The following is a 25,121-nucleotide window of genomic DNA, read 5'->3' on the forward strand; positions in this document are numbered from 1 at the left end:
CTGCTGGACCGTCACCCGGTGGCCCTGGGCGACGTATTTCTTCACCGTCTCGGGCGTCGCGGCGACGCGGGTTTCGTTCGCCCGCGTCTCGGCAGGCACTCCGATATGCATCTTCTATCCTCCTCGACCTTTCTGTTCTTCGAAACAACGTCAAAGTGGGGATGGGCCGACGACGGACGATGCCTGTCTGGTTCGCCGGCTTGCGGTGCAACGGCTACGGTGCCACTTTAACCGAAAGCGGGGGACGCACCTCAATCGGGCGGAACCCGGTACAAATTTTCACGCGTGCCCAATGCGGCGGGCATCGCACGGGCCGGGGCCGGAACCTTCCGCGCAACGCCCCGGGCAGCGCGCCCGGCAGCCCGCGCCGCCAGACGGTAAAATGCCGATCCATGAAACCGGAAACCTGGGCCCCGCACGTGACCGTCGCGGCCATCGCCGAACGCGACGGGCGCTTTCTCGTGATCGAAGAACACACGTCGGCCGGGCTGCGCCTGAACCAGCCCGCCGGCCATCTCGAAGCCGGCGAGTCGCTCCACGACGCGGTGATTCGCGAAACGCTCGAAGAAACCGCGCATCCGTTCGCGCCGCAGGCGCTGGTCGGCATCTACATGACGCACTTCGAGCGGCCGCAGCGCGAAGGCACGACCTACCTGCGCTTCACGTATTGCGGCGCGGCGGGCGAGCAGATCGCCGGGCGCGCACTCGACCCGGACATCGTCCGGGTGCTGTGGATGACTGCCGACGAACTGCGCGCCTGCCCCGAGCGGCACCGCACGCCGCTCGTCATGCAGTGCATCGACGATTACCTCGCGGGCCGGCGTTTCCCGCTCGACTTCGTGCACACGCACTCGGTCGGGCCGTCCCGGTCAAGCAGTGAGCAGAACCCATGAGCAAGCAGAAAGTAGTGGTCGGCATGTCGGGCGGCGTCGATTCGTCCGTGACGGCATGGCTGTTGAAGGAACAGGGTTACGACGTCGTCGGCCTCTTCATGAAGAACTGGGAAGACGACGACGACAGCGAGTACTGCTCGACGCGGCAGGACTGGATCGACGTCGTCTCCGTCGCGGACCTGATCGGCATCGACGTGGAAGCGGTCAACTTCGCCGCCGAATACAAGGACCGCGTGTTCGCGGAGTTCCTGCGCGAGTACTCGGCCGGCCGCACGCCGAACCCGGACGTGCTGTGCAACGCCGAGATCAAGTTCAAGGCGTTCCTCGACCACGCGATGTCGCTCGGCGCGGAAATCATCGCGACCGGCCATTACGCGCGGGTGCGTGAGCGCGACGGCAGTTTCGAACTGCTGAAGGCCTTCGATCACACGAAAGACCAGTCGTACTTCCTGCACCGGCTGAATCAGGCACAGCTGTCGAAAACGCTGTTCCCGCTCGGCGAGATCCCGAAGACGAAGGTGCGCGAGATCGCCGCGCAGATTGGCCTGCCGAACGCGAAGAAGAAGGACTCGACCGGCATCTGCTTCATCGGCGAACGGCCGTTCCGCGACTTCCTGAACCGCTACCTGCCCACCAAACCGGGCCCGATGAAGACCACCGACGGCAAGACCGTCGGCGAGCATATCGGCCTCGCGTTCTATACGTTCGGCCAGCGCAAGGGCATCGGTCTTGGCGGCAGCAAGGACGGCAGTGGCGAGCCGTGGTTCGTCGCGGGCAAGGACATTCCGTCGAACACGCTGTATGTCGCACAGGGCCATGACCACCCGTGGCTGCTCTCGCATTCGCTGTCGGCGGGCAACCTGAGCTGGGTCGCGGGCTACGCGCCCACCGACGGCTTCGCGTGCGCCGCGAAGACCCGCTACCGCCAGGCCGACGCGGCCTGCACGTTCCGCACGACGGCCAGCGACGGCCTCTTCGAGCTCCATTTCGACGACGCGCAGTGGGCTGTCACACCAGGTCAATCGGCCGTGCTTTACGATGGCGACGTTTGCCTCGGCGGCGGCATCATCGAGCACGCGGCGACTGCGCAGCCGGCGGCGTACAAGCCGCAGGCTGCGCTGCTAACGGCGCGCTGAGCCACATACGCTTCACCACGCTCGACGCTTCACGTTTCACCCGGCATCGCGCAGCAGACGGGCGCCCGCAGGTCGCGGGCGACGCCCCGCCCCACGCCGCGCATCGTCTGACGACAACAAGAGGAGTGCCATGTTTTCTCGACGCTATCTGGCGATGTGGTGCGCGACCGTACTGCTCGTCGCATGCGCGGCGGCCGCCGCGCTGCAGCACCTGTCGTGGTTCTGGATCATCGTGCCAGTGCTGCTCGTCGCGCTCGGCGTGTTCGACCTGACGCAGGAGCGCCACGCGATCCTGCGCAACTATCCGCTGTGGGGCCACTTCCGGTTCATGCTCGAGTTCATCCGGCCGGAGATCCGCCAGTACTTCGTCGAAGACGATACCGAGGAACGGCCGTTCTCGCGCGCGCAACGCAGCATCGTCTACCAGCGCGCGAAGAACGACGTGGACAGCCGCCCGTACGGCACCGAGCTCGACGTGAAGGCGGTCGGCCATGAGTTCATCAGCCACTCGCTCGCGCCGACGAAGCTCGCGGACCACGACTTTCGCATCATCGTCGGCAAGGACCGCCCGCACCCCTACTCGCTGTCGATCTTCAACATCTCGGCAATGAGCTTCGGCTCGCTGTCGGCGAACGCGATCATGTCGCTGAACCTGGGCGCGAAGAAGGGCAATTTCGCGCACGACACCGGCGAAGGCTCGATGTCGAAGTACCACCGCGTGCATGGCGGCGACATCGTGTGGGAAATCGCGTCGGGCTACTTCGGCTGCCGCAACGACGACGGCACCTTCAACGCGGACAGGTTCGCGCGCCAGGCGCACGAGCCGCAGGTGAAGATGATCGAGATCAAGCTGTCGCAGGGCGCGAAGCCGGGCCACGGTGGCGTGCTGCCGGCCGCGAAGATCACGCCGGAAATCGCGGAGACGCGCGGCGTGCCGATGGGCCGCGACTGCATCTCGCCCGCCACGCACTCCGAATTCTCGACGCCGCGCGGGCTGCTCGAATTCGTCGAGCGGCTGCGCAACCTGTCGGGCGGCAAGCCGACCGGTTTCAAGCTGTGCATCGGGCATCCGTGGGAATTCTTCGGCATCGCGAAGGCGATGCTCGAGACCGGCATCCTGCCGGACTTCATCGTCGTGGACGGCGCGGAAGGCGGCACCGGCGCAGCGCCGCTCGAGTTCACCGATCACATCGGCGTGCCGTTGCAGGAAGGACTGCTGCTCGTGCACAACACGCTCGTCGGCATTGGACTGCGCGACCGCATCCGCATTGGCGCGAGCGGCAAGATGATCACCGCGTTCGACATCGCGCGCACGCTCGCGATCGGCGCCGACTGGGTCAATGCGGCGCGCGGCTTCATGTTCGCGGTGGGCTGCATCCAGGCGCAGACCTGCCACACCGGCCGCTGCCCGACGGGTGTCGCGACCCAGGACCCGGTGCGTCAGCGCGCGCTCGTCGTGCCGGACAAGTCGGACCGCGTGTTCAACTTCCATCACAACACGCTGCACGCGCTGCAGGAGATCGTGCAGGCCGCCGGATTGCAGCATCCTTCGGATCTGCGCGCGCATCACATCGTGCGGCGCGTGTCATCGCATGAAGTGCGGCTGATGTCGGACCTGCTGAAGTATCTGGAACCGGGCGACCTGCTGGAAGGCCGCTACCGCTACTCGCTGTACGAGAAGTGGTGGCCGGTAGCGCGCAGCGATTCGTTCGCGCCGTATCTGGAGCCGGCGGCGGCTTGATGCCTGATGCCGCCGCCCGACCTTGACGGAGCGCCGGCGCGGAATCAGGCCGGTATCGTGTCGATGAACGACTGGCGCTGCATCAGTTTCTGGAAATGCCTGTCCAGGTTCGGATGCTGGTCGCGCCAGCCGAGATCAGGCATGCGGAAGTCGAGATAACCGAGCGCGCAGCCCACCGCGACGTCGGCGAGCGTGTAGTGGTTGCCCGCGCACCATGGCTTCGCGCCGAGTCCCTGCGACATCGCGACGAGCCCTTCGTCGACCTTGCGCCGCTGCCGCGCGAGCCAGGCTTCGCTACGCTGCGCTTCCGTGCGCAGCGTGCCTTCGAGGCGCATCAAGACGGCCGCGTCCATCACGCCATCCGCGAGCGCTTCCCAGCAGCGCACCTCGACGCGTTCGCGCCCGGACGGCGGGATCAGCTTGCCGACCGGCGACAGCGTGTCCACGTACTCGCAGATCACGCGCGAGTCGAACACGGCCTCGCCGTCTTCCATCACGAGACACGGCACCTTGCCGATCGGGTTGAAGTTGTGGATGGCGGTTTCCGCGGCCCACACGTCTTCCAGCACCAGCTTGTAGTCGATCTTCTTTTCGGCGAGCACGATCCGCGCCTTGCGGACGAACGGGCTGCCGTACGAACCGATGAGTTTCATCACACCTGCCTCAATTGGAATCCGGCGAAAGTATACGTTGCTTCCGGCCCCGCCAAGCGTGCCCAGGCGATCTTTCCCCCGCATCCGGGACCGCATGTGTGGATGGATTGCAACATTGCGGTGCTGGAGGCGGCGCGTCGAGTCGGCCGGACGGACGATGGCGGGACAGGGATGTAGCGCTACAATCGCACGATGAACCAGCCGACCGAACTCACCATCGCCATCGACGTCTATCGCCAGCGCCGTGAGCGCGTGCTTGCCGCGCTGCAGGCGGCGGGCGGCGGCGTCGCCCTCGTGCCCACCGCGCCGGAAGCGATCCGCAATCGCGATGCGGACTACCCGTACCGGCACGACAGCTACTTCTACTATCTGACCGGCTTCACCGAGCCCGAAGCGCTGCTCGTGCTGGACGCGAGCGCCGCCGCGGGCGAGCCGCGCGCCATCCTGTTCTGCCGCGCGAAGAACGTGGAGCGCGAAACCTGGGAAGGCTTCCGCTTCGGTCCCGACGGCGCGCGCGATGCGTTCGGTCTCGACGCCGCGTTCCCGGTCGACGACATCGATAGCGAACTGCCGCGCATCCTCGCGGGCAAGCCGGCGCTGCACTACGCGCTGTCCACCTCAGCGGAGTTCGACGGCAAGGTGCGCGGCTGGCTGGACACGGTGCGTGCGCGCGAGCGCAGCGGCGTGATGGCGCCCGCGGCATCGCACGACCTGACGCCGCTCCTGGACGACATGCGGCTCGTCAAGGACGCCCACGAGATCGCGATCATGCGCGCCGCCGCGCATATCTCGGCGCTCGCGCACCGGCGCGCGATGGCGGTGTGCCGGCCGGGCATCCGCGAGTACGAACTCGAGGCCGAGCTGCTGTATACGTTCCGCAAGCATGGCGCGCAGTCGCCGGCGTACGGTTCGATCGTCGCGGCCGGCGCCAACGCGTGCGTGCTGCACTACCCGGCGGGCAACGCGGTCGCGAAAGACGGCGACCTGATCCTGATCGACGCCGCGTGCGAACTCGATGGCTACGCGTCCGACATCACCCGCACGTTTCCCGCGAGCGGCCGCTACACGCCGGCGCAGCGCGAGCTGTACGACATCGTGCTCGCCGCGCAGCAGGCCGCCGTCGACGCGACCCGCCCCGGCGTCACGTTCGACGCGCCGCACCAGGCCGCGGTGCGCGTGCTCGCGCAGGGCCTGCTCGACACGGGCATCGTCGACCGCACGAAATTCTCGACCGTCGACGATGTGATCGCCGAGCGCGCGTATGCCCGCTTCTATATGCATCGCACCGGCCACTGGCTCGGCATGGACGTGCACGACGTCGGCGACTACCGCGAGCGCGGCGTGCCGGTCGACGCGGACGGCGTGCCGCCGTGGCGCACACTGAAACCGTCGATGGCGCTGACCATCGAACCGGGTCTCTATATCCGCGCGGCCGACGACGTGCCGGAGCGCTACTGGGACATCGGCATCCGCATCGAGGACGACGCCGTGGTTACGCCGGACGGCTGCGAGCTGCTGACGCGCGAGGTGCCGGTGGACGCGGACGAGATCGAAGCGCTGATGCGCGACGCGAAGGCCGCGGCCGGCAGCTGATGACGTACCGCGCGTGCATGATTCTCAAGCCATGAACGAAGCTTCCTCTCCCTCATCTTCTTCGCGCGACGCCGCTGATGACAGCGCGCAGGCACCGTTCGATTTCGACGTGACCATCGTCGGTGCGGGTCCGGTGGGCCTCGCGCTCGCGGGCTGGCTCGCGCGGCGCAGCGCGACGCGGCCGCTTTCGGTCGCGCTCGTCGATGCGCGCGAACCCGAAGAGGCCGCCGCCGATCCGCGCGCGATCGCGGTCTCGCACGGCAGCCGGGTGATCCTCGAACCGCTGCGCTGGCCGTCCGATGCCACCGCGATCCAGCGCATTCACGTATCGCAGCGCGGTCATTTCGGCCGCACGCTGATCGAGCACGACGAGCATGGTCTGCCAGCGCTCGGCTACGTGCTGCGCTACGGCTCGATCGTGCAGTCGCTCGCCGAAGCCGTGCGCGTGACGCCGGCGCACTGGTTCCGCTCGACCGCCGCGTTGCCGCCCATCCAGCAGGACGACGGCGTGACGCTGCCGATCGAAAGCGCGCACGTGACGCGGCAGTTGCGCACGCGCATTCTCGTGAACGCGGAAGGCGGGCTCTTCGGCGACAAGCCGCGTGCCGGGAATGGCGCAAGCGCCTCCGCGAATGGCGCGGGCGGCGACGCCGCGAGTGGTGCCAACAGCAGCGCGGCCGGCTCGCACCCGCACAAGGTCGAGACGCGCGACTACCGGCAGACGGCGATCGTCGGCACCGTCAGCGTGTCGTCGCCGCAGCCGCACGTCGCATGGGAACGCTTCACCCGCGAAGGCCCGATCGCGCTGCTGCCGATGGGCGGCGTGCGCGGCGGCGACTACGCGCTCGTCTGGTGCTGCACGCCGGATGAAGCGGCGCGTCGCATGCAGCTCACCGACGCAGCATTGCTCGCCGAGCTCGGCGCGGCCTTCGGTGACCGGATGGGCCGCTTCACACAGATCCGCGGACGCGCTTCGTTTCCGCTCGGTCTCAATGCGCTCGACGCGCTCGTCAAAGGCCGCATCGTCGCGATCGGCAATGCGGCGCAGACGCTGCATCCGGTCGCGGGCCAGGGGCTCAATCTTGGCCTGCGCGACGCGCACGCGCTCGCCGACGCGCTCGCGGTGCACGGCGCGACGCCAGTCGCACTGGCCGCGTTCGCGCAACGCCGCGCGCTCGACCGGCGCCTGACGATCGGTGCGACCGATACCCTTGCGCGCCTCTTCACCGTCGACGCCCCCGCGCTCGCCACGCTGCGCGGGCTTGCGCTGACGGCGCTCGAATTCGTCCCGCCGATGAAGACCGCGCTGGCCCGTCACATGATGTTCGGGCAACGCCGTTAATCCCGCTTCAGGTAAAAACGACAGCCGGCGCCGCACGCCGCACCGACTGTCGTGTGCGCGTGCGAAAGATCGCGCGACGTGCAGCGACGCTGCATTGCACTGTGACAATTTCGCTGAAGATTTAACGATTTAACGCGGCATCCGGTCCGCTGCCCTATCCGGTTAACGGTAAAATGCCCGTTTCCCCGTTCCATCATTTTCGCCGCGCCGGCATTGCCGGCGCTTCGCGCCATGCTCACTCTCGGCCCTCACAACCTGCGCAATAACCTGTTCGTCGCCCCGATGGCGGGCGTGACCGACCGGCCGTTCCGCCAGCTCTGCAAGAAGCTGGGCGCGGGTTACGCGGTCTCGGAGATGGTCGCGTCGAATGCTCAGCTGTGGAAAAGCGAAAAGACGATGCGCCGCGCGAATCACACGGGCGAGGTCGAACCGATCGCCGTGCAGATCGCGGGCGCGGATCCCGAGATGATGGCGGAAGCGGCACGCTACAACGTCGCGAACGGCGCGCAGATCATCGACATCAACATGGGCTGCCCGGCCAAGAAGGTCTGCAATGTCGCCGCGGGTTCGGCGCTGCTGCAGAACGAACCGCTCGTTGCGCGCATCGTTCGCGCGGTGGTCGAGGCGGTGGGCGTCGGCCCGGACGCGGTGCCCGTCACGCTGAAAATTCGCACGGGCTGGAACCGCGAAAACAAGAACGCGCTGACGGTTGCGCGCATTGCCGAAGATTCCGGCATCTCGATGCTGACCGTGCACGGCCGCACGCGCGCCGATCTTTATCACGGTGAAGCCGAATACGACACCATCGCCGCGGTGAAGGCCGCGGTCCGTATTCCGGTCGTCGCGAACGGCGACATCGTGTCGCCGCAGCGCGCGCGCGAAGTCCTCGCGGCCACCGGCGCGGATGCGATCATGATCGGCCGCGCGGCGCAGGGGCGTCCGTGGCTGTTCCGCGAAATCGCGCATTTCCTCGCGACGGGCGAGACCTTGCCGCCGCCGCGTGTCGACGAAATCCAGCAGATCATGAACGCGCATCTCGAAGATCACTACGCGTTCTATGGCGAATTCACGGGCGTACGTACTGCGCGCAAGCACATCGGCTGGTACACTCGCGGCCTTTCTGGCGCCAACGTGTTCCGGCACCGCATGAATACGCTGGACACGACGCGAGACCAACTGCTCGCCGTCAACGAATTCTTCGACGCACAGAAGGCGCTGTCCGAGCGCCTCGTGTACGTGGACGACATCAACAACGAAGGCGAGCCGGACCAAACAGACCGACTAGCAGCATGAGCAAGCACAACATCGAACAATGTGTCCGCGACAGCCTGGATATGTACTTTCAGGATCTCGACGGCTCCAACCCGCACGACGTCTATGAGATGGTGATTTCGTGCGTCGAAAAACCGATGCTCGAGGTGGTGCTCGAGCAGGCCGGCGGCAATCAGTCGCTCGCCGCCGAATATCTCGGCATCAACCGCAATACGTTGCGCAAGAAGCTGCAGCAGCACGGGCTGCTGTAACCCCCGCCGTTCCTGCCGCTTCCGCGTCCGCCCCGTCTTTTCGGCTTTTTCGCTCACATCATGATCAAGCAAGCGCTCCTCTCCGTCTCCGACAAATCCGGCATCGTCGATTTCGCAAAGTCGCTGTCGGAACTCGGCGTCAAGCTGCTGTCGACCGGCGGCACCGCGAAACTGCTCGCGGACGCAGGCCTTCCCGTCACCGAAGTGGCCGACTACACGGGCTTTCCGGAAATGCTGGACGGCCGCGTGAAAACGCTGCACCCGAAGGTGCACGGCGGCATTCTCGCGCGCCGTGACCTGCCGGAGCACATGGCCGCGCTCGAAAAGCACGACATCCCCACCATCGACCTGCTGGTGGTGAACCTGTACCCGTTCGTGCAGACGGTGTCGAAGGAGGAGTGCTCGCTGGAAGACGCGATCGAGAATATCGACATTGGCGGCCCGACGATGCTGCGCTCGGCCGCGAAGAACCATCGCGACGTGACGGTGATCGTCGACCCGGCGGACTACGCGGGCGTGCTCGACGAAATGCGCACCAGCAGGAACACGGTCAGCTACAAGACGAACTTCCGTCTCGCCACCAAGGTGTTCGCGCATACCGCGCAATACGACGGCGCGATCACGAACTACCTGACGAGCCTGACCGAAGCGCTGCAGCATTCGTCGCGCAACACCTACCCGGCCACGCTCAATGCGGCGTTCGAGAAGGTGCAGGATCTGCGCTACGGCGAGAACCCGCATCAGAGCGCGGCGTTCTACCGCGACATTTCGGTGCCGGCGGGCGCGCTCGCGAACTATCGCCAGCTGCAGGGCAAGGAACTGTCGTACAACAACATCGCCGATTCGGACGCGGCGTGGGAATGCGTGAAGACCTTCGATGCGCCCGCCTGCGTGATCATCAAGCACGCGAATCCGTGCGGCGTGGCGATCGGCGCCGGTCCGCACGAGGCCTATACGAAGGCGTTCCAGACCGATCCGACGTCGGCGTTCGGCGGCATCATCGCGTTCAACCGCGAAGTGGACGAAGCCGCGGCCCAGGCCGTGGCGAAGCAGTTCGTCGAAGTGCTGATCGCGCCGTCGTTCAGCGACGCGGCGCGCCAGGTGTTCGGCGCGAAGCAGAACGTGCGTCTGCTCGAGATCGCGCTCGGCGACGGACACAACGCGTTCGACCTGAAGCGCGTGGGCGGCGGCCTGCTCGTGCAGTCGCTCGACGCGAAGAACGTGCAGCCGCACGAGCTGCGCGTCGTCACGAAGCGCCACCCCACGCCGAAGGAGATGGACGACCTGCTGTTCGCGTGGCGCGTCGCGAAGTTCGTGAAGTCGAACGCGATCGTGTTCTGCGCGAACGGCATGACGATGGGCGTCGGCGCGGGCCAGATGAGCCGCGTGGATTCGGCGCGCATCGCGAGCATCAAGGCCGAGAACGCAGGCCTCAAGCTCTCGGGCACCGCGGTGGCGTCGGACGCGTTCTTCCCGTTCCGCGACGGCCTCGACGTGGTGGTGAACGCGGGCGCGACCTGCGTGATCCAGCCGGGCGGCTCGATGCGCGACGACGAAGTGATCGCCGCCGCGGACGAGCACAACATCGCGATGGTCATGACGGGCATTCGTCACTTCCGTCACTGATGCCATTGGCACCGTGGGCGTTGTAGACTCGCAGGCACCTAGTCTGCAACACAACCCATGAGAATTCTCGGCATCGACCCCGGCCTGCGCGTGACCGGCTTCGGCGTGATCGATCAATCCGGTCACCAGCTCAGCTACGTGGCGAGCGGCGTGATCAAGACGGCGGACGCCGATCTGCCGTCGCGCCTCGGCACCATCTTCGAAGGCGTGGCCACGCTGATCCGCCAGCATGCGCCCGATCAGGCCGCCATCGAAAAGGTGTTCGTCAACGTCAATCCGCAGTCCACGCTGCTGCTTGGCCAGGCGCGCGGCGCCGCGATCTGCGGGCTCGTGTCCGGCGGCGTGCCGGTGGCCGAATACACCGCACTGCAACTGAAGCAGGCGGTGGTCGGCTACGGCCGCGCAACCAAAGAGCAGATGCAGCAGATGGTGGTGCGCCTGCTGAACCTCACCGGCGTACCCGGCACCGACGCCGCCGACGCGCTCGGCATGGCGATCTGTCACGCGCACGGCGGCGGCACGCTGAGCACGCTCGGCGGCATCGCGCCGGCACTTGCGAAGAAAGGCCTGCGCGTGCGCCGCGGGCGGCTGATCGGCTAGGCTGCACACTTTGTACGCGCGGCACGTCGCGCCTCTCCCGCGCGCCGCCACTGCGCTACACTCGCCGCTACCGCCGCACGCGTCATCCCCCTTCCACGCTTTCACACGGTTCAACCCGCCATGATCGGTCGTATCGCCGGCATCCTGCTGGAAAAGAATCCGCCGCACCTGCTCGTCGACTGCAACGGTGTCGGCTACGAAATCGACGTGCCGATGAGCACGTTCTACAACCTGCCGTCGACCGGCGAGAAAGTAACGCTGCTCACGCAACTGATCGTGCGCGAGGACGCGCATCTGCTGTACGGCTTCGGCACCGCGCAGGAACGCGCGACCTTCCGCGAGCTGCTGAAGATCAGCGGTATCGGCGCGCGGATGGCGCTGGCGGTGCTGTCCGGCATGAGCGTCCACGAGCTCTCCCAGGCGGTCACGCTGCAGGACGCCGCGCGTCTGACGCGGGTGCCGGGCATCGGCAAGAAGACGGCGGAGCGGCTGATGCTCGAACTGAAAGGCAAGCTCGGCGCAGACATCGGCGCGGCGGCCGCGGCGGTGTCGGCTTCGGATCATGCTTCGGACATCCTGAACGCGCTGCTGGCATTGGGTTACTCCGAGAAGGAAGGGCTCGCCGCGATCAAGAACGTTCCCGCGGGCACCGGTGTGTCCGAAGGCATCAAGCTCGCGTTGAAAGTGCTGTCGAAGGCGTGATGTGCGGGCAGCGGGAGGCTTCCGCCTTTCGCTGCGGGTATCGCACGCCTGAGCTCGGAAACGGGCATCGCACGCCGCGCTGTGTGACGACACCTCGCCGTTCGGCCAGCTTTCCGACCCGCCACCGCGCGGTACAATGGCCGCCATGATCGAAACCGACAAACTCGGCGCTGAGCGCATCATCGCCGCCACGCCCGCATCGCCGAACGAAGAAGCGTTCGAGCGCGCGCTGCGCCCTCGCCAGCTCGACGAGTACGTCGGCCAGGAGAAGGTGCGCGGCCAGCTCGAAATCTTCATCGAGGCGGCCAAGCGCCGCTCGGAACCGCTCGATCACGTGCTGCTGTTCGGGCCGCCGGGCCTCGGCAAGACCACGCTCGCGCACATCATCGCGCGGGAAATGGGCGTCAATCTGCGGCAGACCTCGGGGCCGGTGCTGGAACGCGCGGGCGATCTCGCCGCGCTGCTGACGAACCTCGAACCGAACGACGTGCTGTTCATCGACGAAATCCATCGGCTGTCGCCAGTCGTCGAGGAAATCCTGTATCCGGCACTCGAGGATTATCAGATCGACATCATGATCGGCGAGGGTCCGGCCGCGCGCAGCGTGAAGCTCGATCTGCAACCGTTCACGCTGGTTGGCGCCACCACGCGCGCCGGCATGCTGACCAATCCGCTACGCGACCGCTTCGGCATCGTGTCGCGGCTCGAGTTCTATAACGCCGAAGAGCTGTCGCGCATCGTGCGGCGCTCGGCGGCGCTGCTCGGCGCACAGATTCACCCTGATGGCGCGCTGGAAATCGCGAAGCGCTCGCGTGGTACGCCGCGGATCGCCAACCGGCTGCTGCGTCGCGTACGCGACTATGCGGAAGTGAGGGCCGACGGCAACATCACGGCGACGGTCGCGGATGCGGCGCTGAAGATGCTCGACGTGGACCCGGTCGGCTTCGACCTGATGGACCGCAAGCTGCTGGAAGCGATCCTGCACAAGTTCGACGGCGGCCCGGTCGGCGTCGACAATCTCGCGGCCGCAATCGGCGAAGAGCGCGACACGATCGAAGACGTGCTGGAACCGTATCTGATCCAGCAGGGCTTCCTGCAACGCACGCCGCGTGGTCGCGTGGCCACAATGCTCACTTACCGGCACTTCGGGCTCGCCGCACCGGATGCGTCGAACCCGGTGCGCGGGTTGTGGGATCCGGAATCGGGTACGTCCTCGTAAGGCGAGCCTGATACCGCCGCAAACCGCGATAATCCGCCGCGGTTCAGCGCCCTGGCTCAGGCACCCGTTTCAGGTTGTCGTCCGCGCTGCCTGCTGCGCCCAGATGCACGACGTCGGCCCACGACACGATCGTCGCCTTCCCGTCATCGAAATCCACGATGTTCACGCTCGTGTTCAGGAGCGCGTAGTCGCGCGGCGCATCGAGCGTCAGGCCGCGCGCGAACCGGTGTGCGCAGTCGAGCACGCCACCGTGCGCGACGACGACGATCCGGCCGCCCGGATGCGCCGCGACGATCGGCTCGAGCGCGTGCAGCACGCGGTGATAGAACGCGCGCTGCGATTCGCCTTCGGGCGGCGCGAAGCCCGGATCGCGCGTTTGCCAGTGCGCGTATTCGTCGGGGAAACGCTCGGCAACCTGATCGCTGTCATAGCCCTGGAACGCGCCATACGAACGCTCGCGCAGACCGGCGTCGAGTTGCAGCGGCAGCTTCAGCGCATCGGCGATCGGCTGTGCGGTCTGTTGCGCGCGCAGCAGGTCGCTCGAATAGATGGCGTCGATCCGCGCGCCCGCTTTCGCTTCAGTTGCGAAGCGCTGCCCGAGCAGGCGCGCCTGCTCGATGCCGCTGTCGGCAAGCGGAATATCGATGTGCCCCTGGATCCGCTTGATTCGGTTCCAGTCGGTCTCGCCGTGTCGGATGAAGAGAATCTGCGTCGGCATGGGAAGTGGACGGCGTCGCGTGGACGCTCGAGTGTCGTTGGGCGAAGCGACATTGTCGCAAGAACGCGGGGCTGACGCGTGAATCGCGTTCGGCGCCCTTCTTGAAACTTCCTCGATCATGCGACCGAGGCGAGTGCTTCAAGGGCAGTCAAGGCTGCGTCTGCAGCCAGAAAGTCACCGGCCCGTCGTTGACGAGCGACACCTGCATGTCGGCGCCGAACTCGCCAGTCTCGACGATCGGATGGCGGCCGCGCGCCTCGGCAACGAAATAGTCGAAGAGACGCCGGCCTTCGTCAGGCGCGGCGGCGGGCGTGAAGCTTGGACGCAGGCCGCTGTTCGTGTCGGCGGCGAGCGTGAACTGCGACACCAGCAGCAGGCCGCCCGCGCGCCCCGCGCCATCGATGTTCTGCACGGACAGATTCATCTTGCCCGCCGCATCGCTGAACACGCGGTAGCCGAGCACCTTCGCGAGCAGCCGGTCCGCGGCGGCTTCGGTGTCGCCGCGCTCCGCGCAGACGAGCGCGAGCAGGCCCGCTTCGATCGCGCCCGTTACGCGATCGGCCACGCGCACGTCGGCGCGCTTCACGCGCTGGATCAGCGCGATCACGTGCGCCGCTCCAGCTTCGCGCAGGCAATCACCCCGGTCACGCGCATCACGCCGGTCACGCGCCGAGCGTCACGCGCGCGAAGCGGCGCTTGCCGACCTGCACGACGTACTCGCCCGCTTCGATCTTCAAGGCTTTGTCGCTGACGGTCACACCGTCGATCTTCACACCGCCCTGCTCGATGTTGCGCATCGCGTCGCTCGTCGAAGGCACGAGACCGGCCTGCTTCAGCATCTGCCCGATCGCGAGTGGCGCGCCCGACAGCGTGACCGACGGAATGTCGTCCGGCACGCCGCCCTTCGCGCGGTGATTGAAGTCTTCGAGCGCGCGCCCGGCATCGGCCGGCGAATGGAAGCGTGCAACGATCTCCTGGCCCAGCATCACCTTGAAGTCGCGCGGGTTGCGGCCCGCCGCGATTTCGCGCTTGAAGCCCTCGATCTCGTCCATCGGCCGGAACGACAGCAGTTCGAAGTAACGCCACATCAGCGTGTCCGAGATGCTCATCAGCTTGCCGAACATGTCGCCCGGCTTTTCGCTGATGCCGATGTAGTTGTTCTTCGACTTCGACATCTTCTCGACGCCGTCGAGCCCTTCAAGCAGCGGCATCGTCAGGATGCACTGCTGTTCCTGCCCGTACTGCTTCTGCAGTTCGCGGCCGACGAGCAGGTTGAATTTCTGGTCTGTACCGCCGAGCTCCAGGTCGGCATTCAGCGCGACCGAATCGTAGCCCTGCATCAGCGGGTAGAGAAACTCGTGGATCGAGATCGGCACGCCGCCCTGGAAGCGCTTCGTGAAATCTTCGCGCTCGAGAATGCGCGCGACCGTGTAGCGCGACGCGAGCTTGATCATGCCGTCGGCGCCGAGCGGCATCGACCATTCGCTGTTGTAGCGGATCTCGGTCTTCTCGCGGTCGAGCACGAGCGCGGCCTGCTCGAAGTAGGTCTTCGCGTTCGACTCGATCTGTTCGCGCGTGAGCGGCGGGCGCGTGGCGTTGCGGCCCGACGGGTCGCCGATCAGCGACGTGAAATCACCGATCAGGAAGATCACCGTGTGACCGAGGTCCTGCAGCTGGCGCATCTTGTTCAGCACGACGGTGTGACCGACGTGGATATCAGGTGCGGTCGGGTCAAGGCCGAGCTTGATCCGCAGCGGCACGCCGGTCGCTGCGCTCTTCGCGAGCTTCTGCGCGAACTCTTCCTCGATCAGCAGTTCGTCGACGCCGCGTTTGGTGACGGCGAGCGCGTGACGGACTTCGTCGGTGATCGGGTATGCGGGAGTGGGCTTGGCGGTGGACTCGGTGCTCATGCTCGAACGGGATAGCGCAAAAGCTGGATTGTCCCATAGATGCGGCGCGACGCGGCTGGAAGAAGGGTCACCGCGCGCGCGGATAATCTGCTACAACCTTTGGCATCGAACTTCGGCAAGGAGCAGCAAGGTGGCACAAGCGACCCCAGACGGCGTGTATTTCGGGCTGATGTCCGGCACCAGCATGGATGGCGTCGACGGCATCGCCGTCGAATTCACGCGCGGCAAGCCGCCGAAGGTGCTGGCCGATGCGTTCGTTGGCTTCTCGGAGGGACTGCGCGACGCGCTCTTCGCGCTTCAGCACCCTGGCGACAACGAGATCGAACGGGAAGCGCTTGCCGCGATCGCGCTGGCGGCGCGCTATACAGTCTGCTGTCACGAACTGATGCGCTGCGCGGGGAAATCCGCGGCGGATGTGCGCGCGATCGGCGTGCATGGCCAGACTGTGAGGCATCGGCCGGAAAAGGGCTACACGAAGCAGATCAACAACCCGGCGCTGCTCGCGGAGATGACGCACGTCGACGTGATCGCCGATTTCCGCAGCCGCGACGTCGCCGCCGGCGGCCAGGGTGCGCCGCTCGTGCCCGCGTTCCATGCGACGGTATTTGGCAAGCCGGGCGAAACCCGCGTGGTGTGCAATCTCGGCGGGATCAGCAACATCACGATTCTCGGCGCCGAAGGCGGCGTGCGCGGCTTCGACTGCGGCCCCGCGAATGCGCTGCTCGACGAATGGGCGCTGCGTCACATCGGCAAGCCGTACGACCAGGGCGGCCATTTCGGCGCGCATGGACAGGTGGACCGGCCGCTGCTGAACGCGCTGCTCGACGAGCCTTTCTTCGAGCTCCAGCCGCCCAAGAGCACCGGACGCGATCTGTTCAACCCGCGATGGCTCGACGCGAAGCTGCAGCCGTTTGCGTCCGTCGCTCCGGCGGATGTTCAGGCGACGCTCGCGGCGCTCACCGGCGTGACGGTCGCGCGCGAGATCGAGCGGCACGCGTCGGACTGCCGCGCGGTGTATGTCTGCGGCGGCGGGGCGCGCAATCCGGAGGTGATGAAGGCGCTGCAGACCGCGCTGGGCGAAAGCGGCGTCAGCGGCGTGCCGGTGTTGACCACCGATGCGCTCGGCGTGCCGCCGCATCAGGTCGAGCCGTTCGCGTTCGCCTGGCTCGCAATGCGTTGCGTAGCGCGCGAACCGGGGAATCTGGCCGCGGTGACGGGCGCGGCTGGGGAGCGGGTACTGGGAGCGATTTATCCCCGATGAGCGCGATAAGCGCGGCGAACTCGAGGACTGCCGGCCGTGGCGGCTAAAACAGCCGCCAAAACGAGAAACGGGGCCGAAGCCCCGTTCCGCTTGTCGAACCGCTGACCGCTGAGTTCAGACCGAGAACGACGAGCCGCAACCGCAGGTGGTCGTGGCGTTCGGGTTCTTGATCACGAACTGCGCGCCGTTGAGGTCGTCCTTGTAGTCGATCTCGGCGCCGACCAGATACTGGTAGCTCATCGAGTCGATCAGCAGCTGGACGCCGCTCTTGTTCATCACGGTGTCGTCTTCGTTGGTGGTTTCATCGAACGTGAAACCGTACTGGAAGCCCGAGCAGCCGCCGCCCTGCACGAATACGCGCAGCTTCAGCTCCGGGTTGCCTTCCTCGTCGATCAGTTGCTTGACCTTCTCTGCTGCCGCGTCGGTAAAGACGAACGGGGCCGGCATCTCGGTCACGGGGGTGTCGGTGACTGCGTTCATGTAGGAACTCTCCAGATAACTTCTAACCGCAATTGTAGGGCTTATCGAGATATCGTGCTGAAGCCCATGAAATCAACAGGTTCTTGCACTTTTTCCACCCTACCCGCCCGGCGGTCGGGCATGAACCCGAGCATGAAAAAAGCCGCCAGCGCTTGAGCGAAGGCGGCTTTTTGCAGCGGCTCCCGCCATGAGGCGGAAGCGGCCGAAGCGATTAACGCTTCGAGAACTGCTTCCTGCGGCGTGCCTTGTGGAAACCGACCTTCTTACGTTCCACTTCACGCGCATCGCGGGTCACGAAACCAGCGTTCGACAGTGCCGGCTTCAGCGTTGCGTCGTAGTCCATCAGCGCGCGCGTGATGCCGTGGCGAACTGCGCCGGCCTGGCCGGTTTCGCCGCCGCCCGTCACGTTCACCTTGATGTCGAACGTCGTGCCGTGGTTCGTGAGTTCCAGCGGTTGACGCACGATCATCAGCGACGTTTCGCGCGAGAAATAGTCAGCGATGGGCTTGCCGTTCACGACGATCTCGCCCTTGCCCGACTTGATGAAGACACGAGCGACTGCGCTCTTGCGGCGGCCCGTACCGTAATTCCAGTTACCGATCATGTGGGCTCCCCTTAGATCTCGAGCGCCTTCGGCTGTTGCGCCGAGTGCGGGTGCGTTGCTTCAGCGTAGACCTTCAGCTTCTTGATCATCGCGTAGCCGAGCGGACCCTTCGGAAGCATGCCCTTCACGGCCTTCTCGAGCGCGCGGCCCGGGAAGCGTTCCTGCATCTTGCCGAACGTCGTTTCGTAGATACCGCCCGGGTAACCCGAGTGGCGATAGTACTTCTTGTCCGTGGTCTTGTTGCCCGTGACCTTCAGCTTGCCGGCGTTGATGATGATGATGAAATCACCGGTGTCGACGTGCGGGGTAAATTCAGGCTTGTGCTTGCCGCGAAGACGGCGTGCCACTTCGCTGGCGACACGGCCGAGAACCTTATCCGTCGCGTCAATCACGTACCATTCGCGCTGCACTTCATGTGCTTTCGCGGAAAAAGTCTTCATGATCGATCCAAAAAATGTGCTGTGCCCTGTGTTCTTCCTGCTTGGTGGTGACGCCTATCTTTAAGCGTAGCGTCTTTGTGCAGGCTCTCCCTGTTCTTCTCCCGCGGGCATGATGCGGAAAAGCTCTGAATTATAAAGGAAATTGGGACCGCCCGTCAAAACCTGCGATCGGATCGCGCGATGGGCGCCTGGCGGCCACCCGTCGATGCTCGTAGCGGGACGCAGAAAGCGGCCTTGAAGCCTTGCGCCGGACGAAAAAAAACCCGAACGCGTTGTTCGGGTTTAATCCACCAAGAGGAGGGTGGAGGAGACATGCGGAGGTTGCCGAACCGCGACAACCAATGGAAACGATTATACGTAGTCACCCTGGTACGACGCAAGGAGATTTGCATCGTGAAAACAACAACCATAATGTGAAATACATTCCAGGCCTTCGATATCCTTGACTTTCTGGTTTAGATTCAATCACATACGCTGACACCGATGAACTTCAGGGCCACATCGGATAGAGGGAATCCCCTAAAACACGCGTTTTCGGGTCCAGTTCAGGCCCATGCGGCGACGCAGCAGACAATAGGCTTCGAGCCGTTTTCATGCCGTTACGGGGTGGCGGGCGCGCGCCGACGGCCCGTACTACAATCCTCGTCTCGGAATTGACGCGCAGCGCATGGAGCACAGGCATGGAATGCAAGGTTAGCTGGATGGGCCAGGACGGCATGGCATTCGCCGCCGAAACGGGCAGCGGACACCTCGTCTCGATGGACGGCGCGCCCGATGGCGGCGGCCGCAACCTCGCGCCGCGGCCGATGGAAATGGTGCTGGTCGGCACGGGCGGCTGCACGGCGTACGACGTCGTGATGATCCTGAAGAAGAGCCGCCAGGAGATCGTGGACTGCTCGGTGACGCTGAAGGCCGATCGCGCGAGCGAAGACCCGAAGGTCTTCACGAAGATCCACTTCCACTTCACCGTGACCGGCCGCAACCTCAACCCGGCGACAGTCGAGCGCGCGATCAACCTGTCGCACGACAAGTATTGCTCCGCGTCGATCATGCTCGCGAAGACGGCCGAACTGACGCACTCGTTCGATATCGTCGCGATCTGACGGGAAGCGATGCGTCCGCGAGCCCGGGACGCAAAGCGTTGCAAACGAAAATGCAAAAAGCCGGCGTGCATCCATCGCACGCCGGCTTTTTTTGTTCAACGACAAAGTGGGCCGATAAGCCGGATTCTGTGCACGCGCCGCGCCCGAAAGCGCGCCGCGCATGGCAGCCATTCCTCTAGGCGCGCCATTGCTGACGCGCTCAAGCTTCCTACCCGCTGACGCGACGGGGGCCCCGTCCTGCATCTCGAAAATGCCAGCCAGCCTACTTGGAATTGCTCCGGGTGGAGGTTACCGTGCCGGACTGCGTCGCCGCAGCCGCGGTGCGCTCTTACCGCACCGTTTCACCCTTACCTGATCCCGGCTTGCGCCGGGCCATCGGCGGTCTGTTCTCTGTTGCCCTGTTCCGCGTGTCGCCACGGATGGCCGTTAGCCATCACCCTGCCCTGTGGAGTCCGGACTTTCCTCGCCCCCGACGATCGAAACCGCCGAAGCCGCGACTGCCTGGCCCACTTTGCCGACGGCAATTTTACCATCGCCGACGTACGCGCGGCCTGCCTGCGTCAGCGCCGCCGCCCCGCGCGAAAAACCGATGCGTCGTCATAGAACGCTGGATCTTCGTTCGCGGGCCACCAGCCTGGAATGCCGAGCACCGGCAACGGCGCGAACACGCGGCCGTGGAGTTCGGTCGAACCCGCGAGCGCCCCGCTCACCGCCGCGTCCACCCACGCGTCACGCCGCGGTGCGGGCCACGCGAAATACCCGGGTGGCACATCGACGATCCACGCGTGCCCGGTGCAGGCCTTGTATGGCGCGATCAGCTTTTCGAGCAACGCGTGGCCAAGGCAGCGCACCTCGCAGCGCGTGCCCCATGCATCGCGCGGCGCGACGAACAGCGCGCGCCAGTCGAACGCACGCAACGCAGCCGTCAACCCCGGATCGGCGGAGATGAACAGCACCGCGTTTTCGTCGAAGAGCGTGAGCGCATCGCGCTCGCCGCCACGCGTCGGACCGACGCCGAGCACGTCGATCGCCGCGGACTGGCGCGCGTTCAACACCGCCTTGATGCGCGGGAACGCGAACCACATCGACGCGTTGAAGAAGTCGTGCAGGTTGTAGCGCGTGGGCACGGAGCCGGTAGATGCGATGTGCGCCTCGTAGGCGCTGCCCTCGGGCAGCTCGTCCTGCGCGATGAAGCGCAGCGGCATGCCGCGGCCTGTGGACTGTCCGCCCACGCGCGAGTCGGTGTTCATGCAGTCGAGCAGATCGCGGTAGCTCGCGAGCGCCGCTTGCTGCCAGCGCGTGCCGCGCTCAGCGAACGGCGCGAACCATGGGTCTCGCCAGTCGATGCGCGCGAACGGCTGCGCATCGACGGGAAGCGTGTCAGCCAAGTCGCCAGCCGATCGGTTCGCCGCCGCGCAGTGGCACGACCGGTGTATCGCCAGCTTCGATTTCGGCGGGCAGCGTCCATTGCTCGCGGCGCAGCGTCACCGTTTCCGCGCTGCGCGGCAGACCGTAGAAGTCCGCGCCGAAGAAGCTCGCGAACGCTTCGAGCTTGTCGAGCGCGCCAGCCTGATCAAATGCTTCCGCGTACAGCTCGAGCGCATGCAGCGCCGTATAGCAGCCCGCGCAACCGCACGCGTGCTCCTTCAAGCCCTTCGGATGCGGCGCACTATCGGTGCCGAGGAAGAAGCGCGGATTGCCGGACGTGGCCGCTTCGACGAGTGCGACGCGATGCGTCTCGCGCTTCAGCACCGGCAGACAGTAGTAGTGCGGACGGATGCCGCCCTGGAAGATCGCGTTGCGGTTGTACAGCAGATGATGCGCGGTGACCGTCGCACCGAGCATGCCCGGCTTCGCGTCGGCGTCGCGCACGTAGTCGGCGGCATCTTTCGTCGTGATGTGCTCGAACACGACCTTGAGGCCCGGAAAATCGCGGCGCAGCGGCGTCATCACGCGATCGATGAAGACCTTCTCGCGATCGAACAGGTCGATCGACGAGTCCGTCACTTCGCCGTGGATCAGCAGCGGCATGCCAGTGTCCTGCATCGCTTCGAGCGTCTTCGCGCACTTCGCGAGGTTCGTCACGCCTGCGTCGGAGTTGGTGGTCGCGCCGGCCGGATACAGCTTCACGCCGTGCACGAAGCCGCTTTCGCGCGCGCGGCGGATTTCGTCGGACGGCGTGTTGTCGGTCAGGTACAGCGTCATCAGCGGTTCGAACTTCACGCCCGCCGGAATCGCCGCGACGATGCGCTCGCGATACGCGCGCGCCATCTCGGTGGTAGTCACCGGCGGCTTCAGGTTCGGCATGATGATCGCGCGGCCGAACTGGCGCGCGGTATGCGGCAGCACGGCGGCGAGCATCGCGCCGTCGCGCACGTGCAGGTGCCAGTCGTCGGGACGCGCGAGCGTCAGCGTGGTCGGGGAAACGGTGGAAGCAGTGGTGGCAGTCATGGCGTGCAGGAAGCGAATACGGGATCGGGGAGAGGGTCGCGCGCTACGCATGTGAGCGGCGCACGAGCAAAATACGAGCGACGCTGCGGCAACACGTTTGCCGCCCAGGCGCCCGCCGTGGACAAACCGCAACATTGCGGCCGGTTTGGCCATTTATTTCGCTGTTTGCCCCATGCGGCGCGGTGCTATCCTTCTGTATCGATATTGTAGCGGGTCGCGGTGAAGCGCTTGCGGTCCGCCCTTCGCTTCGCATCCGCATCATGTGCCAACTTCTCGGAATGAACTGCGCCGCGCCGACGGACGTCACGTTCTCGTTCACCGGTTTCGCGGCGCGCGGCGGCGTCACCGATCACCACGCTGACGGCTGGGGCATCGCGTTCTTCGAGGACAAGGCCTGCCGCCTGTTCATCGACCATCAGTCGTCAGCCACGTCGCCGATCGCCGACATGGTCAAGCGCTATCCGATCAAGTCGAAGAACACGATCGCGCATATCCGCAAGGCCACCCAGGGCCACATCCAGCTCGAAAACTGCCATCCGTTCTTGCGCGAGCTGTGGGGCCGTCACTGGATCTTCGCGCACAACGGCGACCTGAAAGACTTCGCACCGACGTTGAACGGCGTGTATCAGCCGGTCGGCACCACCGATAGCGAGCTGGCATTCTGCGCGTTGCTGGAAGGGCTGCGTAAGCACTTCCCCGGCTCGACGCAGCCGGCGCTGGGCGAACTCTTCGGCGCATTGGCCGAACTGACCGCGGAGATCACCCAGGCGGGCGTGTTCAACTTCCTGATGTCGAATGGCCAGGCGCTGTTCGCGCATTGCTCGACGCATCTGCACTATCTCGTGCGAAGCTGGCCGTTCTCCACCGCACATCTCGTCGACGCGGATGTCTCCATCGACTTCGCGCAGTACACGACGCCCGAAGATCGCGTGGCCGTAATCGCCACCCAGCCGCTCACCGACAACGAAGTGTGGACCGCATTCGCACCCGGCGACCTGCTGATGTTCCAGTGCGGCGACGTGCTCGCGCGCACCAACGTGCCGGTGCCGGAATCGGTGCTGGAAAAACTGCGTAACCCGGCCTGCGATGCATCGGCTTCGGCGTCGACGGTCGCGAAACTCGTCGAGCCGGCCGGCATCGATATCGAAGCCGACGACGACCGCGAAGCGGTCAACGCCTGAAGGAAGGCGCTGTCCTGTTCAATGCAGGATCTTCGCGAGGAAATCCTTCGCGCGATCCGACTTCGGGTTCGCGAAGAAATCTTCCTTGCGGTCGTCTTCGACGATCACGCCCTTGTCCATGAAGATCACGCGATGGGCGACCTTCTTCGCGAAGCCCATCTCGTGCGTGACGCACATCATCGTCATGCCTTCCTGCGCGAGCTCGACCATCACGTCGAGCACTTCGTTGATCATTTCCGGATCGAGCGCGGACGTCGGCTCGTCGAACAGCATCGCGACCGGGTCCATCGACAATGCCCGCGCGATCGCCACGCGTTGCTGCTGACCGCCGGACAGTTGCGCCGGAAACTTCTCGGCATGCGCGCGCAGGCCCACGCGATCGAGCAGCTTCAGCGCCTTCGCGACCGCCTCATCCTTCGGGCGGTTCAACACCTTGATCTGCGCAAGCGTCAGGTTTTCCGTGATCGACAGATGCGGGAACAGCTCGAAATGCTGGAACACCATGCCCACGCGCGAACGCAGTTTCGACAGATTGGTGCCCTTCGCACCGACCGACATGCCGTCGACGACGATCTCGCCCTGCTGGAACGGCTCCAGTCCGTTGACGGTCTTGATGAGCGTGGACTTGCCCGAGCCTGACGGCCCGCATACCACGACGACCTCGCCTTTCTTGACTTCGGTCGTGCAGTCGGTCAGCACCTGAAACTGGCCGTACCACTTCGAGACGTTCTGGAGAGAGATCATGCTGCGCCTGTCCGTTCGGATATCCGTATGCGAAATGGGCAAACAGTATCATCCCGGCGCCCCTGGCGTCACGGCGGTCAAAAATCCCCGGGCGTCGAGCGCATTCCGGTCGCGCGCGATGCGATGACGATGCGCGTCAGTCGATCGGTCTGTCGTTCGGATTCTTGAAGACGGCCTTGATGTCGTCGTTCTCGGGAAAGTCCAGGTCGAGGCCGTTCGGCGGAATCGGCGACTCGAACCACTTCCGGTAGATCTGATCGGCTTCGCCGCTCGTCTCCACTTTCGCGATTGCGGCGTCCACGACCTTTTTGAACTCCGCGTCGTTCTTGCGCATCATGCAGCCGTACGCTTCGCGCGACTGCGGCGCGCCGAGAATCACGTACTGGTTCGGGTTGTTCGATTTCGCACGCTCGCCGGCCAGCAGCGCATCGTCCATCATGAACGCGACCGCGCGCCCCGATGACAGTGTCGCAAACGATTCACCGTGGTCTTTCGCGCTGATGATGTTCATCGCCATGCTGCGGTCCTGGTTCATCTTGCGCAGCAGACGTTCGGATGTGGTGCCGGCAGTCGTCACCACCGTCTTGCCGCGCAGGTCGTTCCAGTCGTGGACGCCGGAGTCGCGCTTCGTCATCAGCCGCGTGCCGATCACGAAGATCGTGTCGGAGAACGCGACCTGCTGCTGGCGCTCCAGATTGTTGGTGGTCGAGCCGCATTCGAAATCGACGGTGCCGTTCTGCACGAGCGGGATGCGGTTCTGCGGCGTGATCGCAACGAGCTTGACCTTCAGGTTAGGCATGTCGAGCTTCTGCCGGATCGCGTCGACGATCTTCCACGCGAAATCCGTCGAGTAGCCGATCACGTTCTGCTGGCTGTCGTAGTAAGCGAACGGAATCGACGACTCGCGATGGCCAACCGAAATCACGCCGGTGTCCTTGATCTTTTTCAGCGTGCCGGCTTCCTGCGCGCATGCCGTTGCCGCGACCAGCGTCAGGGCGGCCATCCATGGCGCGACCCATACCACCCTCATGTCGTCCCCTTTTGTGTCGCCCGAGTCGCGCAAGTGTAGCAAGTCGCTCGGCGTTCATGACATGGATGTTAACCATGTCGACTATGTCGTCGTGTTCTGCCTCCCACATAACGCACAAAAAACGGGCGACGCCCTGGAAGGCGTCGCCCAACTTGGAGCTTGCAGTTTTCT

At 65.3% G+C, this 25,121-nt stretch carries 26 protein-coding genes and 1 other RNA gene; 14 read left to right on the top strand and 13 right to left on the bottom strand.

What is annotated here, in order from left to right:
• On the bottom strand, positions 1 to 111 hold a 111-nt coding region (locus tag DVS29_RS19660), incomplete at its 3' end, for a hypothetical protein (RefSeq protein ID WP_164707947.1).
• A 281-nt stretch (positions 112 to 392) separates the two neighbouring features.
• Between DVS29_RS19660 and DVS29_RS19665 the strand changes: the two genes are divergently transcribed.
• From DVS29_RS19665 to DVS29_RS19675, 3 genes are all read left to right on the top strand, one after another.
• Entirely contained in the window at positions 393 to 893 is a 501-nt protein-coding gene (locus tag DVS29_RS19665) for an NUDIX hydrolase (protein ID WP_118182166.1), read from the top strand.
• Positions 890 to 2,029 (top strand): tRNA 2-thiouridine(34) synthase MnmA, encoded by a 1,140-nt coding sequence (mnmA, locus tag DVS29_RS19670; RefSeq protein ID WP_118182167.1) that lies wholly within the window; start codon positions 890 to 892, stop codon positions 2,027 to 2,029. The genes DVS29_RS19665 and mnmA overlap by 4 nt, the downstream gene beginning before the upstream one ends.
• 130 nt (positions 2,030 to 2,159) lie before the next feature.
• Positions 2,160 to 3,770: an FMN-binding glutamate synthase family protein gene (locus tag DVS29_RS19675; protein WP_118182168.1), complete on the top strand. Its 1,611-nt coding sequence runs from the start codon at positions 2,160 to 2,162 to the stop codon at positions 3,768 to 3,770.
• A 44-nt stretch (positions 3,771 to 3,814) separates the two neighbouring features.
• Here DVS29_RS19675 and DVS29_RS19680 read toward each other — a convergent pair whose 3' ends face one another.
• Positions 3,815 to 4,423 (bottom strand): glutathione S-transferase C-terminal domain-containing protein, encoded by a 609-nt coding sequence (locus DVS29_RS19680; protein WP_118182169.1) that lies wholly within the window; start codon positions 4,421 to 4,423, stop codon positions 3,815 to 3,817.
• A gap of 192 nt (positions 4,424 to 4,615) precedes the next feature.
• Here DVS29_RS19680 and DVS29_RS19685 point away from each other — a divergent pair, with 192 nt between their 5' ends.
• From DVS29_RS19685 to ruvB, 8 genes are all read left to right on the top strand, one after another.
• Entirely contained in the window at positions 4,616 to 6,016 is a 1,401-nt protein-coding gene (locus tag DVS29_RS19685; RefSeq protein ID WP_118182170.1) for an aminopeptidase P N-terminal domain-containing protein, read from the top strand.
• 31 nt (positions 6,017 to 6,047) lie between these two features.
• The gene (locus DVS29_RS19690) at positions 6,048 to 7,358 is read left to right on the top strand and encodes a UbiH/UbiF/VisC/COQ6 family ubiquinone biosynthesis hydroxylase (protein WP_118182171.1); all 1,311 of its coding nucleotides are present in this window, start codon (positions 6,048 to 6,050) and stop codon (positions 7,356 to 7,358) included.
• Positions 7,359 to 7,589: 231 nt separating this feature from the next.
• A complete protein-coding gene (gene dusB / locus DVS29_RS19695; RefSeq protein WP_118182172.1) occupies positions 7,590 to 8,651 on the top strand; it encodes a tRNA dihydrouridine synthase DusB in 1,062 nt (353 codons plus the stop codon).
• The gene (locus tag DVS29_RS19700) at positions 8,648 to 8,881 is read left to right on the top strand and encodes a Fis family transcriptional regulator (protein ID WP_118182173.1); all 234 of its coding nucleotides are present in this window, start codon (positions 8,648 to 8,650) and stop codon (positions 8,879 to 8,881) included. Before dusB ends, DVS29_RS19700 begins: the two co-directional genes overlap by 4 nt.
• Positions 8,882 to 8,941: 60 nt before the next feature.
• Positions 8,942 to 10,507, top strand: coding sequence for a bifunctional phosphoribosylaminoimidazolecarboxamide formyltransferase/IMP cyclohydrolase (purH, locus tag DVS29_RS19705; protein ID WP_118182174.1), 1,566 nt, complete (start codon positions 8,942 to 8,944; stop codon positions 10,505 to 10,507).
• Positions 10,508 to 10,564: 57 nt separating this feature from the next.
• Positions 10,565 to 11,107, top strand: coding sequence for a crossover junction endodeoxyribonuclease RuvC (gene ruvC / locus DVS29_RS19710; RefSeq protein ID WP_118182175.1), 543 nt, complete (start codon positions 10,565 to 10,567; stop codon positions 11,105 to 11,107).
• Positions 11,108 to 11,227: 120 nt separating this feature from the next.
• Positions 11,228 to 11,809: a Holliday junction branch migration protein RuvA gene (ruvA, locus tag DVS29_RS19715; protein ID WP_118182176.1), complete on the top strand. Its 582-nt coding sequence runs from the start codon at positions 11,228 to 11,230 to the stop codon at positions 11,807 to 11,809.
• Positions 11,810 to 11,954: 145 nt separating this feature from the next.
• Entirely contained in the window at positions 11,955 to 13,028 is a 1,074-nt protein-coding gene (gene ruvB, locus DVS29_RS19720) for a Holliday junction branch migration DNA helicase RuvB (protein ID WP_118182279.1), read from the top strand.
• A 43-nt stretch (positions 13,029 to 13,071) separates the two neighbouring features.
• On the opposite strand, the gene DVS29_RS19725 is transcribed toward ruvB, so the two are convergent.
• The 3 genes from DVS29_RS19725 to tyrS form a co-directional block, all read right to left on the bottom strand.
• Positions 13,072 to 13,746, bottom strand: coding sequence for a histidine phosphatase family protein (locus tag DVS29_RS19725; RefSeq protein ID WP_118182177.1), 675 nt, complete (start codon positions 13,744 to 13,746; stop codon positions 13,072 to 13,074).
• 148 nt (positions 13,747 to 13,894) lie between these two features.
• Entirely contained in the window at positions 13,895 to 14,353 is a 459-nt protein-coding gene (dtd, locus tag DVS29_RS19730; RefSeq protein ID WP_118182178.1) for a D-aminoacyl-tRNA deacylase, read from the bottom strand.
• 55 nt (positions 14,354 to 14,408) lie between these two features.
• Positions 14,409 to 15,656: a tyrosine--tRNA ligase gene (tyrS, locus tag DVS29_RS19735; RefSeq protein WP_118182179.1), complete on the bottom strand. Its 1,248-nt coding sequence runs from the start codon at positions 15,654 to 15,656 to the stop codon at positions 14,409 to 14,411.
• A gap of 130 nt (positions 15,657 to 15,786) precedes the next feature.
• Between tyrS and DVS29_RS19740 the strand changes: the two genes are divergently transcribed.
• A complete protein-coding gene (locus DVS29_RS19740; protein ID WP_118182180.1) occupies positions 15,787 to 16,917 on the top strand; it encodes an anhydro-N-acetylmuramic acid kinase in 1,131 nt (376 codons plus the stop codon).
• Between the two features lie 114 nt (positions 16,918 to 17,031).
• Here DVS29_RS19740 and erpA read toward each other — a convergent pair whose 3' ends face one another.
• From erpA to rplM, 3 genes are all read right to left on the bottom strand, one after another.
• Entirely contained in the window at positions 17,032 to 17,397 is a 366-nt protein-coding gene (erpA, locus tag DVS29_RS19745) for an iron-sulfur cluster insertion protein ErpA (RefSeq protein ID WP_118182181.1), read from the bottom strand.
• Between the two features lie 211 nt (positions 17,398 to 17,608).
• Complete coding sequence (rpsI, locus tag DVS29_RS19750) at positions 17,609 to 18,001, bottom strand: 30S ribosomal protein S9 (RefSeq protein WP_118182182.1); 393 nt, start codon at positions 17,999 to 18,001, stop codon at positions 17,609 to 17,611.
• Between the two features lie 11 nt (positions 18,002 to 18,012).
• Positions 18,013 to 18,441 carry a 50S ribosomal protein L13 gene (gene rplM / locus DVS29_RS19755; RefSeq protein WP_028201949.1) on the bottom strand — a complete coding sequence of 143 codons (429 nt, stop codon included), beginning with the start codon at positions 18,439 to 18,441 and terminating at the stop codon, positions 18,013 to 18,015.
• A 680-nt stretch (positions 18,442 to 19,121) separates the two neighbouring features.
• Between rplM and DVS29_RS19760 the strand changes: the two genes are divergently transcribed.
• The gene (locus DVS29_RS19760) at positions 19,122 to 19,544 is read left to right on the top strand and encodes an OsmC family protein (protein WP_118182183.1); all 423 of its coding nucleotides are present in this window, start codon (positions 19,122 to 19,124) and stop codon (positions 19,542 to 19,544) included.
• Between the two features lie 99 nt (positions 19,545 to 19,643).
• Here the strand turns inward: DVS29_RS19760 and rnpB are convergent.
• The 3 genes from rnpB to pyrC form a co-directional block, all read right to left on the bottom strand.
• Positions 19,644 to 20,057, bottom strand: an RNA gene (rnpB, locus tag DVS29_RS19765) — RNase P RNA component class A.
• 47 nt (positions 20,058 to 20,104) lie between these two features.
• Positions 20,105 to 20,932 carry a DUF3025 domain-containing protein gene (locus DVS29_RS19770; RefSeq protein WP_240655697.1) on the bottom strand — a complete coding sequence of 276 codons (828 nt, stop codon included), beginning with the start codon at positions 20,930 to 20,932 and terminating at the stop codon, positions 20,105 to 20,107.
• A complete protein-coding gene (gene pyrC / locus DVS29_RS19775) occupies positions 20,925 to 21,995 on the bottom strand; it encodes a dihydroorotase (protein WP_118182185.1) in 1,071 nt (356 codons plus the stop codon). Before pyrC ends, DVS29_RS19770 begins: the two co-directional genes overlap by 8 nt.
• Before the next feature lie 260 nt (positions 21,996 to 22,255).
• Between pyrC and DVS29_RS19780 the strand changes: the two genes are divergently transcribed.
• Entirely contained in the window at positions 22,256 to 23,176 is a 921-nt protein-coding gene (locus tag DVS29_RS19780; protein ID WP_118182186.1) for a class II glutamine amidotransferase, read from the top strand.
• A gap of 18 nt (positions 23,177 to 23,194) precedes the next feature.
• Here the strand turns inward: DVS29_RS19780 and DVS29_RS19785 are convergent, their stop codons facing one another.
• Positions 23,195 to 23,920 carry an amino acid ABC transporter ATP-binding protein gene (locus tag DVS29_RS19785; protein ID WP_118182187.1) on the bottom strand — a complete coding sequence of 242 codons (726 nt, stop codon included), beginning with the start codon at positions 23,918 to 23,920 and terminating at the stop codon, positions 23,195 to 23,197.
• A 136-nt stretch (positions 23,921 to 24,056) separates the two neighbouring features.
• Complete coding sequence (locus DVS29_RS19790; RefSeq protein WP_118182280.1) at positions 24,057 to 24,950, bottom strand: glutamate/aspartate ABC transporter substrate-binding protein; 894 nt, start codon at positions 24,948 to 24,950, stop codon at positions 24,057 to 24,059.
• Between the last annotated feature and the right edge of the window lie 171 nt (positions 24,951 to 25,121).

It is taken from the genome of Paraburkholderia phosphatilytica (assembly GCF_003443895.1).
Classification (GTDB): Bacteria; Pseudomonadota; Gammaproteobacteria; order Burkholderiales; family Burkholderiaceae; genus Paraburkholderia; species Paraburkholderia phosphatilytica.

Coding starts and splice junctions, on each gene's coding strand:
- DVS29_RS19665 (WP_118182166.1), top strand. CDS start 393: ATGAAACCGGAAACCTGGGCCCCGCACGTGACCGTCGCGGCCATCGCC.
- mnmA (WP_118182167.1), top strand. CDS start 890: ATGAGCAAGCAGAAAGTAGTGGTCGGCATGTCGGGCGGCGTCGATTCG.
- DVS29_RS19675 (WP_118182168.1), top strand. CDS start 2,160: ATGTTTTCTCGACGCTATCTGGCGATGTGGTGCGCGACCGTACTGCTC.
- DVS29_RS19680 (WP_118182169.1), bottom strand. CDS start 4,423: ATGAAACTCATCGGTTCGTACGGCAGCCCGTTCGTCCGCAAGGCGCGG.
- DVS29_RS19685 (WP_118182170.1), top strand. CDS start 4,616: ATGAACCAGCCGACCGAACTCACCATCGCCATCGACGTCTATCGCCAG.
- DVS29_RS19690 (WP_118182171.1), top strand. CDS start 6,048: ATGAACGAAGCTTCCTCTCCCTCATCTTCTTCGCGCGACGCCGCTGAT.
- dusB (WP_118182172.1), top strand. CDS start 7,590: ATGCTCACTCTCGGCCCTCACAACCTGCGCAATAACCTGTTCGTCGCC.
- DVS29_RS19700 (WP_118182173.1), top strand. CDS start 8,648: ATGAGCAAGCACAACATCGAACAATGTGTCCGCGACAGCCTGGATATG.
- purH (WP_118182174.1), top strand. CDS start 8,942: ATGATCAAGCAAGCGCTCCTCTCCGTCTCCGACAAATCCGGCATCGTC.
- ruvC (WP_118182175.1), top strand. CDS start 10,565: ATGAGAATTCTCGGCATCGACCCCGGCCTGCGCGTGACCGGCTTCGGC.
- ruvA (WP_118182176.1), top strand. CDS start 11,228: ATGATCGGTCGTATCGCCGGCATCCTGCTGGAAAAGAATCCGCCGCAC.
- ruvB (WP_118182279.1), top strand. CDS start 11,955: ATGATCGAAACCGACAAACTCGGCGCTGAGCGCATCATCGCCGCCACG.
- DVS29_RS19725 (WP_118182177.1), bottom strand. CDS start 13,746: ATGCCGACGCAGATTCTCTTCATCCGACACGGCGAGACCGACTGGAAC.
- tyrS (WP_118182179.1), bottom strand. CDS start 15,656: ATGAGCACCGAGTCCACCGCCAAGCCCACTCCCGCATACCCGATCACC.
- erpA (WP_118182181.1), bottom strand. CDS start 17,397: ATGAACGCAGTCACCGACACCCCCGTGACCGAGATGCCGGCCCCGTTC.
- rpsI (WP_118182182.1), bottom strand. CDS start 18,001: ATGATCGGTAACTGGAATTACGGTACGGGCCGCCGCAAGAGCGCAGTC.
- rplM (WP_028201949.1), bottom strand. CDS start 18,441: ATGAAGACTTTTTCCGCGAAAGCACATGAAGTGCAGCGCGAATGGTAC.
- DVS29_RS19760 (WP_118182183.1), top strand. CDS start 19,122: ATGGAATGCAAGGTTAGCTGGATGGGCCAGGACGGCATGGCATTCGCC.
- pyrC (WP_118182185.1), bottom strand. CDS start 21,995: ATGACTGCCACCACTGCTTCCACCGTTTCCCCGACCACGCTGACGCTC.
- DVS29_RS19780 (WP_118182186.1), top strand. CDS start 22,256: ATGTGCCAACTTCTCGGAATGAACTGCGCCGCGCCGACGGACGTCACG.
- DVS29_RS19785 (WP_118182187.1), bottom strand. CDS start 23,920: ATGATCTCTCTCCAGAACGTCTCGAAGTGGTACGGCCAGTTTCAGGTG.
- DVS29_RS19790 (WP_118182280.1), bottom strand. CDS start 24,950: ATGAGGGTGGTATGGGTCGCGCCATGGATGGCCGCCCTGACGCTGGTC.